A 14,214-nucleotide genomic window follows, 5' to 3' on the forward strand; every position below is an offset into this window, starting at 1 on the left:
TTTTATAACTATTAGAGTGTAATGAATCAATTAGCTAATGGTTTCTAAAGGTAAAAATATAAAGTATTCACATACGTACAATGGGGAATTTTCAAGCGTAAATCTATTTTTTAGAACAGAGCAGAAAAAGTCATAGTTGTAGTAAAAAATACTTATAGACATCCTAACATATTAAACACTATGGTGATGTTACAAAATATCGAACAAATGAAGGTGGAACTGAATAGAGGCTTGTAAAACTATTGACATTCAATTTGTTAGAATTGAATGTCAATAGTTATATATACACGTTTATATTACATATGTATCTCATGAAATCTCGATTCCTTGTGGGATAATCGTTAGCGGAGGGAGGATAGTGATTTATGCTATTACTACATAAATAAAGCGTTGTGAAACTTAAAATATTTGATTGGTATCTTAATTATGCAATTAGATGTCAGATAAATATTTTCCAACATACAATCCACTTGCAGCAGCTTGAGATAATGAATGAGTGACGCCTGAACAATCCCCAACTAAAAATAGTCCATGTATACTTGTTTCAAAATGATTATTGAGTTTTATCGTAGGAGCATAAAACTTTCCGTCAATTCCATATAATAAAGTATCTTTATCGATCGGTTCTTGGATAAATTGTTCTAAGCGTAATAAAAATTCTTTAAGTCCTTCAATATATAATGGAGGAATTTCTGTATGCAAATCTCCATAATCTCCTTGTAGTGTAGGTTGTATACGGTTATGTTTCATATCGTTCGCTATTGTAGGTTCTTTTTTTAATAAGTCCTCTAAGCGCTGTATAACAATCCGATCTTGTCCTTGGTTAATGCCTTTAATAATTGAGCTTGCATACAGATTTGCTTCTTTGAGAGTTGGAAAATAAAGCGGGATAAATAAAGTGAAGTTTAAGTTAGGTGTACCAGTTCCTTTCTCCCGAAAATTTTGACCGTCAGGCATAACTAGACCTTCTTCGTACTTTCTAATAATGCGTCCTTTTGGATTCATACAGTACGTAGTTGCTGTGAAACCTTTATGCTCATACGAAAGTTTTGTCTCAAATGTATCTTTTAATATAGAACGTAATTGGTGTTCTTTCATCTCTACCCTGATACCTAAATCTACACGAGTTTGTTCCTGAAAAATATGTAGAGAAGTGCACATCTCCTTTAACCAATCCGCTCCGGAACGCCCAGTTGCAAATACTAGTTGCCTAGATTGAAATGTTCCTTCATTTGTATCTATAGTAAAATGATCTTTCTGTTTCATAATATGTTGTACATCTATATGAAATTGTATATTTATTTTCGTAAGTAAAAATTCATAGAGTTGCTGAAAAATATCACTTGAAAGGGTAGTACCAAGATGCCGTACTTCTGTTGTTAGCATTTGTAAACCACACGATTCAGCTCTCTTATTGAGATTTGGATTTTCTGTAGAATATTTTGAAACTGAATTTCCTCCGAACTGACATAGAATTTCATCTACTTCAGCCATAAGTTGTATAAAACCCTCTTTCCCAACTTTTTGCTCAAGTTCTCCACCAAATCCGTTTGTATAATTAAATTTCCCTTCAGATTTTCCTAAACCAGCAAATCCGAAATATTTATCACATGTAGTACAGTTACACGCTTTTCCTTCGTCTAAAGGACAATGGCGATTTTCTAGCGCTTTACCTTTATCAAGAATTAAAACCTTTTTGTTACTTTTAGCTAGTGAATAAGCCATAAAAATGCTACTTACTCCAGCGCCGATAATTGTAACATCATACATATTCTTTCACCTGCTAACGAATAGTTTGTTTTTTATTTTTCTAGTGTATAACAATTTTATGAAGTTAAGAAATAGCTTTTCTTAATAAAGAGGGAGTTTTTGAACTTGATGCATTTTCATTTCTTCGACTGGTGGAGTAAATACAAATGTTTGCATTTGAAAGAAGAGATAGTTTTAAAAGATTACTATGTCATATGATTAATAAAATCTTACATATAAAAAAAACAGACCTTTTAAGTGAATAGGTCTGTTAATGAATTTAAATCTTATTTAGCGAAGACGTGGTTACCGATTACTGCTACTGTTTGACGTGTCGTAATCCATTTGTCTGTTGATGTTTTCGGATTATAGAAATAAAGCCAATCAGAATGTATTCCATTTGTGGAGATAGCCTCTTCTACAGCCATTTTTGCTTCTGCGCTTGCAGGTTGATTAATTCTTCCATCTGTAACAGGAGTAAATGCATATCCGTATTTAATAGGTTCATAAATAACGCCTGTTATTGTATTTGGAAAACCTTTTGCGTTTACACGGTTTAGTATAACTTTCGCTACTGCTACTTTTCCTTTATACGATTCGCCACCTGCTTCAGCAGTAACTAAGCGTGCCATTAAGTCTTTTTCTTTTTCTGAAATGCTTGAGTTTATTTTTATATGTTGTCCTGTATAAAGCCTGTTTCCGACTATATTATTAATTTGTTTTATAGATTGAACAGTAACATTGTAACGCTTTGCTATCGTTTCCAATGAATCTCCCGGTTGTACTTGATAAATAATTTGCTCAGAAATATTCGCAGGCTTGGCGTTTTGGCGAACAGTGATTTCATTTGAGTTGATGGACCCTGGAATATGTAACTGTTCACCAATAAAAGTTTGATCATTTCCTTTATGATTAGCCTGTTTAATAGATTGTATTGAAACGCCGTATTGTTTACTAATGCCCCAAAGTGTATCATTCTTTTTTACTGTATGAATGGTAGAAGCCTCAGCTGTACTTTGACTACATACAAATGTAATTGCAGCTGCAGATAAAGGGAGTATATGTTTTATTTTTAATAATTTCATTGTAAATCCTCCTAAGAAAAAATTAAGGTGAAGCTGTTAAGTAAAATGTAGTTTTAAATATTTATATGCGTAATATATTAATGTAAGTATATTAGTACATATAAAATAAATAATCATTATAAGTTTCTTATTCATGTAGTGTAGAGCCTAAATATGAAATATTGCATATGAAAATACATTGAAGTTCATATTTCTGATTACTATAATCTATTTAGTAGAAAGGGAATATGTTATATAAATAAAATCATTATAGATTAATATAATGATTAATTATTAATAATAGGAGGATTGATGTGATGAAAATATTTCAAAAAATGTGTGCGTCAACTGTAATCATTACAACACTTTTAGGAATAGGAGGCAATGTCAATAGTGTACATGCTGATTCTATAGAACAGCAGAGTAAATTAGGAATAGAACAAGAAACAGATAAGCAAATCATTGTAAAATTTAAAGCGGATTTGGATTTGCCATATGAAGATGGTATTGAAAAACAAATACAATCTCAAACGAATGATAAAGTAATAAAAAATCTTTTGGCAGAATACCCAGATGTAACATTTACTCGTTTATTCACATCTGTAAGCCCGGAACAAATACAAAACCTTGAAGTGAAAGCACCTAATCATATATCTACAAGTTTATTAAACTACTATATTCTTCAAAATCAAAATAGTGGGTATGAAGAAGAAATAGTAGATAAGTTAAAGGCATCTTCTTTAATAGAAGATGTCTATATGAAGAAACAAGAGAAAATAATGCCACCTGAAGTGCAATCATCAAGTGTAGCCCTTAATCCTAATAATAATCCTAGATTTAAAAAACAAGGTTATCTTGAAGTAGCCCCATACGGTATTAATGCGCCTTTCGCCTGGGGAATTCAAGGTGGTAATGGAAATGGTATCACTTTTGTTGATATGGAATACGGATGGCTATTAAATCATGAGGATTTAGTACATCAAAATATTGAATTAATGTCTGGAAGAAATATAGATCAGCATGTCGGTCATGGGACGTCTGTACTAGGAATTGTATCCTCTGAGGACAATGAAGTTGGAAATATTGGGATTGCGCCAAAAGCGAAAGCAAAAGTTATCTCTCAAATAAGAGGTAACGGACAGTATAATACGGCTGATGCAATATTAAGTGCTGTAAATCAGTTAGAAGCTGGGGATGTTTTATTGTTAGAGGCACAAGCATCTTTCGATGGATATGGTGATAAATATTTACCTGTTGAGGTACAACCAGATATCTTTGATGCGATTCGTGCTGGTACAGATAAAGGTGTTGTCATTATAGAAGCTGGAGCAAATGGTTGGAATGATTTAGATCAATTTAAAGATAGAAATGGTAAACAAATTTTAAATCGTAATAGTAAAGATTTTAAAGATTCAGGTGCAATTATGGTAGGAGCGGGCTCTTCATCTTTCCCTCATGAGCGTATGTGGTTTTCGAATTATGGAAGCCGTATTGATGTCTATGGTTGGGGAGAAAATGTAGATACAACTACAGCCGAGCAAAGTCGAAGTGCTATAAATCTTTATACACCTAGCTTTAGTGGCACGTCGAGTGCTTCGCCTATTATTGCCGGAGCAGCGACTTTAGTACAAAGCATTGCAAAAGAAAATTTAGGCCAACCATATAGACCGAGTGAACTAAGAGTAATATTAAGCAACCAGAACACAGGAACAAAATCTAAAGATCCATATGCAGATAAAATTGGTGTTTTACCAGATTTGAAGTCTATACTCGTTAACTTAGGCTATGAACAAAGAAAACCAAACGGTGGGAATGAGTTACAAGTAATAGAAAATGAACCAAATAATGAGCCTAGACAGGCAAATAAAGTTAACTTTCATACACCGGTGAAAGGAACGCTACATAATAGTGATAGAGTAGATGTATTTACTTTCCAAATTGACTCGCCGGAAAATATTAATATATCTCTACTAAATGAACAAAATATCGGAATGACATGGGTACTTCATCATGAATCAGATTTAAATAAATATGTAGCATATGGTGAAAATGAAGGGAATGTAGTGAAAGGTATTTATAATGCAAAGCCAGGTAAATATTATTTATACGTCTATAAATATGAGAATAAAGATGGTTCATATGTATTGAACATAAAATAAGCAAAAGGAACTTCAGATGAAGTTCCTTTGAATTTTTCTAATTTAGTATATGTGAATGATTTTTTAACTTTACTTCTATGCAATATTTCATACTTATGAAATGATATTTATTTTTTACTCACCAGATTATATTATATTCAATAAGTTTGATATAAAACAAAAAAGGAGGAATAATAATGAGCAGTAAGAAATTTATTTTGAAATTATTCATATGTAGTACAATATTTATCACATTTGTATTTGCTTTACATGATAAGAGAGTCGTTGCGGCTAGCTCTGTTAATGAGCTTGAAAATTGGTCAAAGTGGATGCAACCTATACCTGATAATATCCCGTTAGCACGAATTTCAATTCCAGGAACACATGATAGTGGGACGTTCAAGTTGCAAAATCCGATTAAGCAAGTATGGGGAATGACGCAAGAATATGATTTTCGTTACCAAATGGATCATGGAGCTAGAATTTTTGATATAAGAGGACGTTTAACAGATGATAATACGATAGTTCTTCATCATGGGCCATTATATCTTTATGTAACCCTGCACGAATTCATAAACGAAGCGAAACAATTTTTAAAAGATAACCCGAGTGAAACAATTATTATGTCTTTAAAAAAAGAGTATGAGGATATGAAAGGAGCAGAAGGTTCCTTTAGTAATGTGTTTGAAAAAAAATATTTTGTTGACCCTATCTTTTTAAAAACAGAAGGAAATATAAAATTGGGAGATGCTCGTGGGAAAATTGTACTACTAAAAAGATATGGCGGTAGTAATGAATCTGGAGGATATAATAATTTTTATTGGCCAGATAATGAGACGTTTACGACAACTGTAAATCAAAACGTAAATGTAACGGTACAAGATAAATATAAAGTGGGTTATGATGAGAAAGTAAAATCTATTAAAGATACGATCAATGAAACGATGAATAATAGTGAGGATTTACATCATCTATATATTAATTTTACAAGTTTGTCTTCTGGTGGTACAGCATGGAATAGTCCATATTACTACGCCTCTTACATAAATCCTGAAATTGCAAACTATATAAAACAAAAGAATCCTACAAGAGTAGGTTGGATCATTCAAGATTATATAAATGAAAAGTGGTCACCATTGCTGTATCAAGAAGTTATAAGAGCGAATGAGTCACTTATAAAAGAATAAAGATGATGAGAGTAAGAAGCGATAAAATACGGCGCTTCTTATTGAAAATACAGTGTATCTTGTAAATGGAACAATTTTCGAGTTATCTCAATCGATGTTTCATTATGAAAAGGCCAAACTTTTAAATCGAATTAATTTCAAATGAAAATTAGCTTAAATAACCCTGCGAAAAAACAACTGATCATAAGTGATCAGTTGTTTTTTATTGTTAAAGTGGATGAGCAAAAAAACATAAAAGTGGTTGGTCCGTTTTTTACAAACATCTATTATGATAAGAGAAGAAAGGTAGTATGTTATTAACGTTTTAAAAGGGAAGTTCTTAATGAAAATAGACTGGCCTTAGAGAGGTGAATATACAATGAGCTTTGCGATTTCACTAGTCGTTATTATTGTAACTGTATCGCTGTTTGGGACCGTACTAGTTGCACGAAATGTGGAGGAGAATTACGGAAAGTCTACAAAGAGAAATGTGAAAAACTTATCAACTATTTATATTATCCTTCTTTTTGTACTACTTGTTGGAGTAACGTGGTATGCGGTAGTGATTTGATAGAAAAGACTAATATCGAAAGTGATGGAGGAGTATTGTTTTGATAAAAAATGAACGTCACGTTTTAATTGTTTTTCCGCATCCAGATGATGAGTCATATTGCATGGCGGGTACAATCTTAGCTTATGCGCAGCGAAATGTTCCCCTTACCTATGCTTGCTTAACGTTAGGTGAAATGGGGAGAGCGATGGGAAATCCTCCTTTTGCAACACGTGAATCATTATATGCTATAAGAGAGAAAGAACTAAAGAGGGCTACAAATATTTTAGGTATTAAAGATTTACGTATGATGGGATATCGTGATAAAACTCTTGAATTTGAAACTCCTGGAGAGTTAAGACGTGTAATACAAAAATGTGTGGAAGAAGTGAATCCTTCGTTGGTCATTTCTTTTTATCCTGGATATGCAGTTCATCCAGATCATGATGCAACAGGAGAAGCGGTGGTTGAGGCGTTAGCTACTATTTCTGAAAATAAAAGGCCAACAACATTTTATGCGGTAGCTTTTTCAAATAATCATGAAGCGGAAATAGGTCCACCACATTTTAAAAATGAAGTGAAAGAATATGTTCCAAAAAAGCTAGAAGCATTGCAAGCACATGCATCACAATTTGCGACGAAAGTAACGGAACTAAAAAGAGAGTATGAAGATGGTGTACCGGAAACAGTCGAGTGGTTAGAAAGAGAACCGTTTTGGATATATCCATTCAAAGATAAGAATAAGTGATGCTACAGCTAAAGGTGATGAATATGTATTTTGAATATAAGAATCGAAAGGTTTTTTACAATATAGAAGGATTGGGTCCTGTCATATTGTTTTTACACGGACTTGGAGGAAACGCAAATAATTGGTTATATCAAAGGCAATATTTTAAGAAAAAATGGACAGTAATTTCTCTTGATCTACCGGGACATGGGAAATCTGAAGGGCAAGAAATTAACTTTAGAGAATGTGTAAATGTTTTGTATGAGTTATGCAAGTATTTAAAGTTAAAAAAAGTAGTCATTTGCGGTCTTTCAAAAGGAGCTAGAGTTGGTATCGATTTTGCTATTCAATATCCAGACTTTGTTTCTAGCTTAATTATTGTAAATGCATTTCCCTATTTGGAGCCTGAAGATCGAAAAAAAAGACTTGCAGTATATGACTTACTTAGCTTGCATGATAATGGAAAAACGTGGGCGGATACATTGTTGAAGGCAATGGGAGTAGCAAATAATGAGGTAATTGTCAGGGGATTTTATCAATCTTTACAGTCTATTCATCCGATGCATATTCAAAGGTTATTTGCTGAATTAGTAGATTATGATCAAAGACCGTTTCTTTCAAATGTTTTATGTCCGGCTTTAATTATAAGAGGGAGAAATGATGATTTTGTGCCAGAAAAATATGTAAGAGAGTTTGAAAAATATTTAAAAAATATAACTTTCATTGAATTTAAAAATAGCGGGCACTTACCTTATTTAGAGCAGCCAACTAGCTTTAATGTGACGGTAGAAACATTTTTAAATTGTGCACCTAATTAATACCATTGTTACAGTGAATACTGATAGTAATAAATTGAGGATAGTTAGCTTTGAAAGGAGGCAACTATATGGAATGGAAACCAAATCGTGCAGATAAGACGCCTGTATATAAACAAATAGCGGATTATATTGAAAGGGGTATTTCTTCAGGTGAGTTTCCTTCTGACAGTAAGTTACCTTCTGAGCGTATGTTAGCAAAAGAATTACAGGTGAATAGGAGTACGATAGTAGCTGCATATGAAGAATTAAAATCACTTGGAGTAGTAGAACGGCAAAAAGGAAGCGGAACACGGGTGAATACAGACATATGGGGTGTTTCACATAAACGAATACCGAACTGGGGTAGGTACGTCGAGGATGGGTCATTCTTACCTAATGTACCACTCGTTCAACAAATTCGAACGGAAACACAAAAAAACGACTTAATTAATTTAGCGAGTGGTGAATTGGCACCAGAATTAATTCCGAGTGATAGATTCCGCACGATTTTGTCGGAGAAAACATTTATGGAAAACCTCGGTTATGACCATCCACTTGGAAATGAAATGTTGAGAAAAACAATTGCAGCACATGTTCAGCAATATAAACAAATTGAAGCAGATTCGAATTCTATCCTTATTACATCTGGAGCACAACAGGCACTTAATCTTATCGTTCAATGCTTATTAAAACCTGGCGATGCGATTGCAATTGAGGACCCTTCGTATTGTTTTTCACTGCCGATGTTTAAATCTGCTGGCTTAAAAATATTCCATTTACCTGTTGATCAGCATGGAATGAATCCAGAAGACTTAATTGATTTGCATAAAAAGCATCGTATTCGTATGGTATTTTTAAATCCGGATTATCAAAATCCAACTGGAACCGTGCTTTCATTAGCAAGACGTAAAAAGATTTTAGAACTGTCTTCTGAATTTGGTATACCGATTGTAGAAGATGATCCGTATAGCTTAACTTCATTTAATGGAGAAGTGAATCCAACATTAAAATCAATGGATCAAAACGGCAATGTTCTTTATATAAGTTCATTATCAAAAATTGTTGCATCAGGATTACGTATTGGTTGGGTAATTGGCCCAATGCGTGTAATAGAACGTTTAGCGGATGCAAAGCAGCAAGTTGATTTTGGCCATAGCGTATTTACGCAGTGGGTAGCAAATCAATTTTTAGAATCAGAAGATTTTCATGCACATATTACAATGCTCCGCGGGCAATTGAAGGAAAGAAGAGATGCATTAATTAGAAAGCTTGAAGAAATATTAGGGGACCAGGTTGAATTCTTTGTTCCAGAGGGTGGAATACATTTATGGTGCAAAGTGCAAGGAACGTTTGATGAATATCATTTATTAGGTGAATCTATACGAAATGGTGTAGCGTTTGTCCCGGGGAGTGTTTTAGGTACTAAAAGTGAATATGTTCGTTTTACTTTTGGGAGAGTAAATGTCGAACACATTCAGCTGGGAATGACGAGATTTGCGGAAACGTTAAACGAGATTTCATAATAGTAATGCGTAATATTGAAATGAGGGAAAGAAATGAAGTACGTGACGCTTTTACTTCAAGTAGGCGTGCTATATGTATTTAGCCTAGTTGGTACTTGGATTCAAGGAGTATTCCATCTATCAATGCCCGGGAGTTTAATAGGGATGTTAATGCTATTTCTGCTCCTTTCTATTCGTATTTTACCATTAAAGTGGTTTGAGGAAGGTGCGGAAAAGTTAATCGTATTTTTACCGTTATTTTTAATCCCTTCGACAACAGGCCTGGTGGAATACGGGTCTTTTCTTTTCAGTAAGGGGAGTATTATATTTCTTTTAGTAGTTGTAAGTACGGTAGTAACTTTAATTATTTCAGGGTATATAAGTCAATTAGTAGTAACATCAAAAAAATAAAATCGACAAGGTGCAAGGTGCAAATGGTCTTCATTATTATTACTGTAGTAATGTATGTATTGGCGACAAAGTTATATAAAAAATTTACGTTTCCATTTACGTTACCGGTGTTAACAGTTACTACAATTATGATTGGTTTATTTTTGATTTTTGGTATTTCTCATCATGAGTATAGGGAAAATGGGGGAGACATTCTTTCAAGCTTATTGAGCCCTGCAATCGTAGCGTTAGCGATACCACTATTTAAAGAGCGAAAGATACTTATGAAAAACTTTTTATCGATACTAATCGGCGTAGTGACAGGTATACTGGCTTTAACGACTATGAATGTAGTGATTGGTGGAATGTTAAATATAGATAAGGAACTTATACTAACCACTCTACCACAATTAGCAACGATGCCTATTGCTATTTCATTAGCGGAGCAAATTGGTGGCATTCCATCTATGACTGCTAGTTTTGTAGTTGTTGCGGGAATAACAGGTGCTATGATTGGGCCAACAGTACTTAAGTTGTTCCGTATAACAAGTACGATTGGAAAAGGCGTGGGAATGGGCTGCGCATCACATATTATCGGGGTAAGTCGTCTCGTGAAGGAAGGCGAGAAAGAAGCGACAATCGGTTCGGTGACGATGATTGTTACGGGAATACTTATTAGTATATTCATACCGTTTGGAACGAAATTTATATTTTAACATGTAATGGAGATGATGAAAATGACAACATGGTTTATAGTTACATTATTTATTTTTGGTGCTCTTAAAGTATTAGTTTCTAGTATGCCGACTTCTGTTGTAGAATCAATTATTAGTAAATTTGAATTGCATCAAAAACTTGAGGAAGAGAATACCTCTATATCGATAGATGGAAAAAATATAGAGGGAGAAACGAAACTACAAGTTATTCATGAATTTAATGAGGCTTTATTTTTAGATAAGCATTATTTTCCGCCGCACGAGGAAGGAACTCCAATCGTGATTAAAACGAAGAAAGGGAATAAAGAGATTAGCTTTTCTCTATATAGCCATGAAGAACATGTTGATGTAATAAAGCAATATAAAAAGAAAATTGTTGCCTATCGTTTACGTTCAAAAAGTCTTCAAACTCTTGCACCATTAGTAATAACCGAAGAGTATGCTTAAAAAGAGATCTATAAGGATCTTTCAGACTGTAGACAAACTATTTTTTAAGAGTTCAGATGCTAAAAATAGTTTGTCTCTTACTTTATGGTGAATTTATCCCGCTTTAATGGGCAGTAAGACCCCCACCTCAAAATTCAGCGAAAGCAAAGAAGTTAGGTGGGGGATCAACTGCCCATAAAAGTCCGATTGGTTCAACTAATAATCAGTGGGGGATGAAGAAAACCCCCACTGATTAAAGTTTCACTTTATCCAATGAGATATATACGTATTGTTTTCTATGTTACAATTTACTATAAGTGAGGAAGGAAGGTGTCTTATGAAAATATCCGTTTATGTTGCAAGTGCATTTAGCAAGGATCATAAAGGCGGAAATAAAGCAGGAGTGGTATTTACTGAGAATAATACATTGACCACAACTCAAAAAATGGCAATAGCTAAACAACTGGGCTATGCGGAAACCGCATTTATATCAGAATCTGAAATTGCTGATTATAAATTTGAGTATTTTACACCAAAAGAAGAAGTTGATTTATGTGGTCACGCTACAATTGGCTCTTTCGTGATACTGATGCATTTAAATAAACTTTTCAGGAATCGCTATACGATTGAAACGAACAGCGGTGTTCTTACTATTACCATAAAAGATGACATCATATTTATGGAACAAAACAAACCGATATTCTATGATGTTGTATCTCCAAACGAGTTCATCGACTGTTTTGACATGAAAGCTATAGGCGATAAATATCCAATTCAAATTGTCTCCACAGGCTTAAAAGATATTTTAATTCCTATAAAAAGCGAAACACAATTACATACACTGCAACCTAATTTTGAAAAAATTAAAGAAATCAGCAAGTATTATAATGTTGTCGGAATGCATCTATATACTTTTAATGACAATCGAATTATATGCAGAAATTTTGCTCCACTATACGACATCAATGAAGAAGCAGCGACTGGAACTTCAAACGGTGCATTAGCGTGCTACCTTTATGAACAGCACAACTTGCAAAAAGAAGTCTATGTATTTGAACAAGGTTATTCTTTACAATCGCCTTCCGAAATATTAGTTACATTAGCGACAAATAGCAACAATAAAATAGAAAAAGTTTATGTTGGCGGCAAAGGCTATTACTGTGAAATTAAGTATTTAAATGTAGAAAATATTGATTGAAAATAAAGAGATCTATAAGGATCTCTTTATTTTTGTATGAAATAATATACTTTCCAAATAAAAGAAAAGAAAATCATATAGCCAAATAAAGAATATGTATGATTCCAATCCAAGCTATGAATAAAGAAACCGAATCTTTCAGCAATCTGTTCAAAAATGCTAGCACAAATACCGATTGAAATAATAAATAAAATTCTAGAAATTGCAGATAATCTTTTTGAAATTTGTATAAAAATCGTTGTTAAAATCGGTAGTACAAAGAAAGTAAAGCCAATGTTAACTGAAAATATGGAGGGAAAGGGTCTAACCGGAAAGGAATATATTTGTTTCGCAACAAAAAATGCATCTAAGTAAGTTCCGATAGTAGAAGAGAGTAAGATTGTAATGACTAATGCGAAAAGGTTATTCGTCTTCTCGAAGGAGAACATTTTTCTTTGCAAGAATGGCAAGTTCAATTTTTTCGAGTGTTTTACAGTAGTCTTCTGTAATTTGTCCATTTATATTTTCCTCCTTATCCACTAAGTAATTTACGACTTGCCAGTCCGTAAACCAATCTTCACTGTCAACTTCTGCATGCTCTATATCTCGCCATGCGTAGATGAGTGCAGGACTGTATATACGATAAGCGCCATTACGCAACTGGCATTTCTTTATTCGGCGTTTATAAAATTCACGAGAAAAAGATTCATTCACACTTGAAAATAAATGAGGCCAGTAATCTTTCCTTGAGCCTGTATGAGGATGGTGTTGGGCCCAGCTTATTACTTGAGATAAAACATGTGTATCCCGAAATAATAATGAATACAACCTTTTTCCAATTAAGATCCGTTCGTGTAAGGAAGTGAAATGTTTCATTGTATCACCAAATAGTACTACGTTTTGTTTCTTATCATTTGCGTAGAATGGGAACAGGATATGATTAAACTGAAAGAAATCAAATAGTTTAAATCCAATACTATTTAGTACAGTCTTTTTAAAGTGTACATTTTGAATCACTCTTTTTTCTAAGTAGTTTTGTTCATTAATAATAGTTGCAATTGCTAATGTTTTTTTGTTGCCTGTTTTCCAAAAATCGTTCCACATCGTTTCCATAAATGTAGAAACATTTAGGTGAGGGAGAAGGTGAAATAGCTTTTGTGCTCTTTTTACACTTTGTTCATAAAGCAGAAATTGAGGATATACATCTTGAAAAATAAGCCAATTCCCTCTTTCTAAAAAAGAAAAAAATGTGATTTGCTCTTTCTCTGATAAAATTTTCGTATATAAATCTCCCTTTAAATCAGTCATATTCCAACCGCCGTTACGTGATACCATATGCCCAAGTAGTGCCCAATGTATTTCCGGATATTGAACATAAAATTGGTAGTATGCACGTGTTCTTGTGACATTATTTTTATTTAGCTGTTCTGTCTGCATTTTTATGTTGTTGATGATGATTTGCTCTTCTTTCGTTAATTTATACATCGTGCCAGAATGAGTGAGTTTGCTTTTTTGTTTCAATTCATTTTTTACATCAAATAGGGAGAGAGGCAGTGCCTTGGAAGGTCCGTTATATGTATGATTTGAATTGCTTCGGTACATTCCGTTACCTCCCTTTTTCATAAATTTAAACATGACTATTGGCTATGAATCATTCTATTTATTTTATTACGAGTATAAGAAATAAATGAGCGCTGTTTATTACGAGGAATTTATTTATCATACAAACAGTATAAAAAATCTTACTGTTGTGAGGTGAAATGAAAAACAGAAACTATTTTTAATAGTTTCTGTTTTTTTATTTTGTCAATT

The 14,214-nt window shown here is 33.3% G+C and carries 14 protein-coding genes and 1 pseudogene; 11 read left to right on the top strand and 4 right to left on the bottom strand.

The window, feature by feature from the left end:
• Positions 1-432: 432 nt before the first annotated feature.
• A complete protein-coding gene (locus AC2CGR_RS19250; protein ID WP_000272418.1) occupies positions 433-1,770 on the bottom strand; it encodes an NAD(P)/FAD-dependent oxidoreductase in 1,338 nt (445 codons plus the stop codon).
• Positions 1,771-2,036: 266 nt separating this feature from the next.
• Complete coding sequence (locus AC2CGR_RS19255) at positions 2,037-2,834, bottom strand: cell wall hydrolase (protein ID WP_087966390.1); 798 nt, start codon at positions 2,832-2,834, stop codon at positions 2,037-2,039.
• Between the two features lie 296 nt (positions 2,835-3,130).
• On the opposite strand from AC2CGR_RS19255, the gene AC2CGR_RS19260 reads away from it, so the two are divergent.
• The 11 genes and pseudogenes from AC2CGR_RS19260 to AC2CGR_RS19310 all read left to right on the top strand — a co-directional run bounded on the left by AC2CGR_RS19260 (position 3,131) and on the right by AC2CGR_RS19310 (position 12,423).
• Positions 3,131-4,972, top strand: coding sequence for a S8 family peptidase (locus AC2CGR_RS19260; protein ID WP_484481061.1), 1,842 nt, complete (start codon positions 3,131-3,133; stop codon positions 4,970-4,972).
• A 176-nt stretch (positions 4,973-5,148) separates the two neighbouring features.
• Positions 5,149-6,138, top strand: coding sequence for a phosphatidylinositol diacylglycerol-lyase (gene plcA, locus AC2CGR_RS19265; RefSeq protein WP_071716238.1), 990 nt, complete (start codon positions 5,149-5,151; stop codon positions 6,136-6,138).
• Positions 6,139-6,169: 31 nt separating this feature from the next.
• Positions 6,170-6,283 (top strand): annotated as a pseudogene (locus AC2CGR_RS19270) (GntR family transcriptional regulator); the annotation flags it as partial.
• A gap of 213 nt (positions 6,284-6,496) precedes the next feature.
• Positions 6,497-6,688 (top strand): hypothetical protein, encoded by a 192-nt coding sequence (locus AC2CGR_RS19275; RefSeq protein WP_087966394.1) that lies wholly within the window; start codon positions 6,497-6,499, stop codon positions 6,686-6,688.
• A gap of 43 nt (positions 6,689-6,731) precedes the next feature.
• Positions 6,732-7,415 carry a bacillithiol biosynthesis deacetylase BshB2 gene (bshB2, locus tag AC2CGR_RS19280; protein WP_484481078.1) on the top strand — a complete coding sequence of 228 codons (684 nt, stop codon included), beginning with the start codon at positions 6,732-6,734 and terminating at the stop codon, positions 7,413-7,415.
• Positions 7,416-7,438: 23 nt separating this feature from the next.
• Positions 7,439-8,212 (top strand): alpha/beta fold hydrolase, encoded by a 774-nt coding sequence (locus AC2CGR_RS19285; protein WP_087966396.1) that lies wholly within the window; start codon positions 7,439-7,441, stop codon positions 8,210-8,212.
• Positions 8,213-8,280: 68 nt separating this feature from the next.
• Positions 8,281-9,714 carry a MocR-like pyridoxine biosynthesis transcription factor PdxR gene (pdxR, locus tag AC2CGR_RS19290; protein WP_270184861.1) on the top strand — a complete coding sequence of 478 codons (1,434 nt, stop codon included), beginning with the start codon at positions 8,281-8,283 and terminating at the stop codon, positions 9,712-9,714.
• Between the two features lie 33 nt (positions 9,715-9,747).
• The gene (locus AC2CGR_RS19295; protein ID WP_087966400.1) at positions 9,748-10,104 is read left to right on the top strand and encodes a CidA/LrgA family holin-like protein; all 357 of its coding nucleotides are present in this window, start codon (positions 9,748-9,750) and stop codon (positions 10,102-10,104) included.
• 23 nt (positions 10,105-10,127) lie between these two features.
• A complete protein-coding gene (locus tag AC2CGR_RS19300) occupies positions 10,128-10,799 on the top strand; it encodes an LrgB family protein (protein ID WP_270184862.1) in 672 nt (223 codons plus the stop codon).
• A gap of 21 nt (positions 10,800-10,820) precedes the next feature.
• Entirely contained in the window at positions 10,821-11,246 is a 426-nt protein-coding gene (locus AC2CGR_RS19305; RefSeq protein WP_087966405.1) for a YfmQ family protein, read from the top strand.
• A gap of 316 nt (positions 11,247-11,562) precedes the next feature.
• Entirely contained in the window at positions 11,563-12,423 is an 861-nt protein-coding gene (locus tag AC2CGR_RS19310; protein WP_270184863.1) for a PhzF family phenazine biosynthesis protein, read from the top strand.
• A 26-nt stretch (positions 12,424-12,449) separates the two neighbouring features.
• Here AC2CGR_RS19310 and AC2CGR_RS19315 read toward each other — a convergent pair whose 3' ends face one another.
• On the bottom strand, positions 12,450-12,920 hold the full coding sequence (locus AC2CGR_RS19315) for a CBO0543 family protein (RefSeq protein ID WP_484481062.1): 471 nt from the start codon (positions 12,918-12,920) through the stop codon (positions 12,450-12,452).
• Positions 12,826-14,004 (bottom strand): DUF2515 domain-containing protein, encoded by a 1,179-nt coding sequence (locus AC2CGR_RS19320; RefSeq protein WP_270184865.1) that lies wholly within the window; start codon positions 14,002-14,004, stop codon positions 12,826-12,828. Before AC2CGR_RS19320 ends, AC2CGR_RS19315 begins: the two co-directional genes overlap by 95 nt.
• Positions 14,005-14,214 lie beyond the last annotated feature (210 nt).

This window comes from Bacillus sp. LSHTCR4, from assembly GCF_057197025.1.

Bases quoted from the DNA above. Each gene is read 5' to 3' on its own strand.
- pdxR (WP_270184861.1), top strand. From the start codon at position 8,281: ATGGAATGGAAACCAAATCGTGCAGATAAGACGCCTGTATATAAACAA.
- AC2CGR_RS19320 (WP_270184865.1), bottom strand. From the start codon at position 14,004: ATGTACCGAAGCAATTCAAATCATACATATAACGGACCTTCCAAGGCA.
- AC2CGR_RS19285 (WP_087966396.1), top strand. From the start codon at position 7,439: ATGTATTTTGAATATAAGAATCGAAAGGTTTTTTACAATATAGAAGGA.
- AC2CGR_RS19300 (WP_270184862.1), top strand. From the start codon at position 10,128: ATGGTCTTCATTATTATTACTGTAGTAATGTATGTATTGGCGACAAAG.
- plcA (WP_071716238.1), top strand. From the start codon at position 5,149: ATGAGCAGTAAGAAATTTATTTTGAAATTATTCATATGTAGTACAATA.
- AC2CGR_RS19260 (WP_484481061.1), top strand. From the start codon at position 3,131: ATGAAAATATTTCAAAAAATGTGTGCGTCAACTGTAATCATTACAACA.
- AC2CGR_RS19295 (WP_087966400.1), top strand. From the start codon at position 9,748: ATGAAGTACGTGACGCTTTTACTTCAAGTAGGCGTGCTATATGTATTT.
- AC2CGR_RS19255 (WP_087966390.1), bottom strand. From the start codon at position 2,834: ATGAAATTATTAAAAATAAAACATATACTCCCTTTATCTGCAGCTGCA.
- AC2CGR_RS19250 (WP_000272418.1), bottom strand. From the start codon at position 1,770: ATGTATGATGTTACAATTATCGGCGCTGGAGTAAGTAGCATTTTTATG.
- AC2CGR_RS19305 (WP_087966405.1), top strand. From the start codon at position 10,821: ATGACAACATGGTTTATAGTTACATTATTTATTTTTGGTGCTCTTAAA.
- AC2CGR_RS19315 (WP_484481062.1), bottom strand. From the start codon at position 12,920: ATGGACAAATTACAGAAGACTACTGTAAAACACTCGAAAAAATTGAAC.
- AC2CGR_RS19275 (WP_087966394.1), top strand. From the start codon at position 6,497: ATGAGCTTTGCGATTTCACTAGTCGTTATTATTGTAACTGTATCGCTG.
- AC2CGR_RS19310 (WP_270184863.1), top strand. From the start codon at position 11,563: ATGAAAATATCCGTTTATGTTGCAAGTGCATTTAGCAAGGATCATAAA.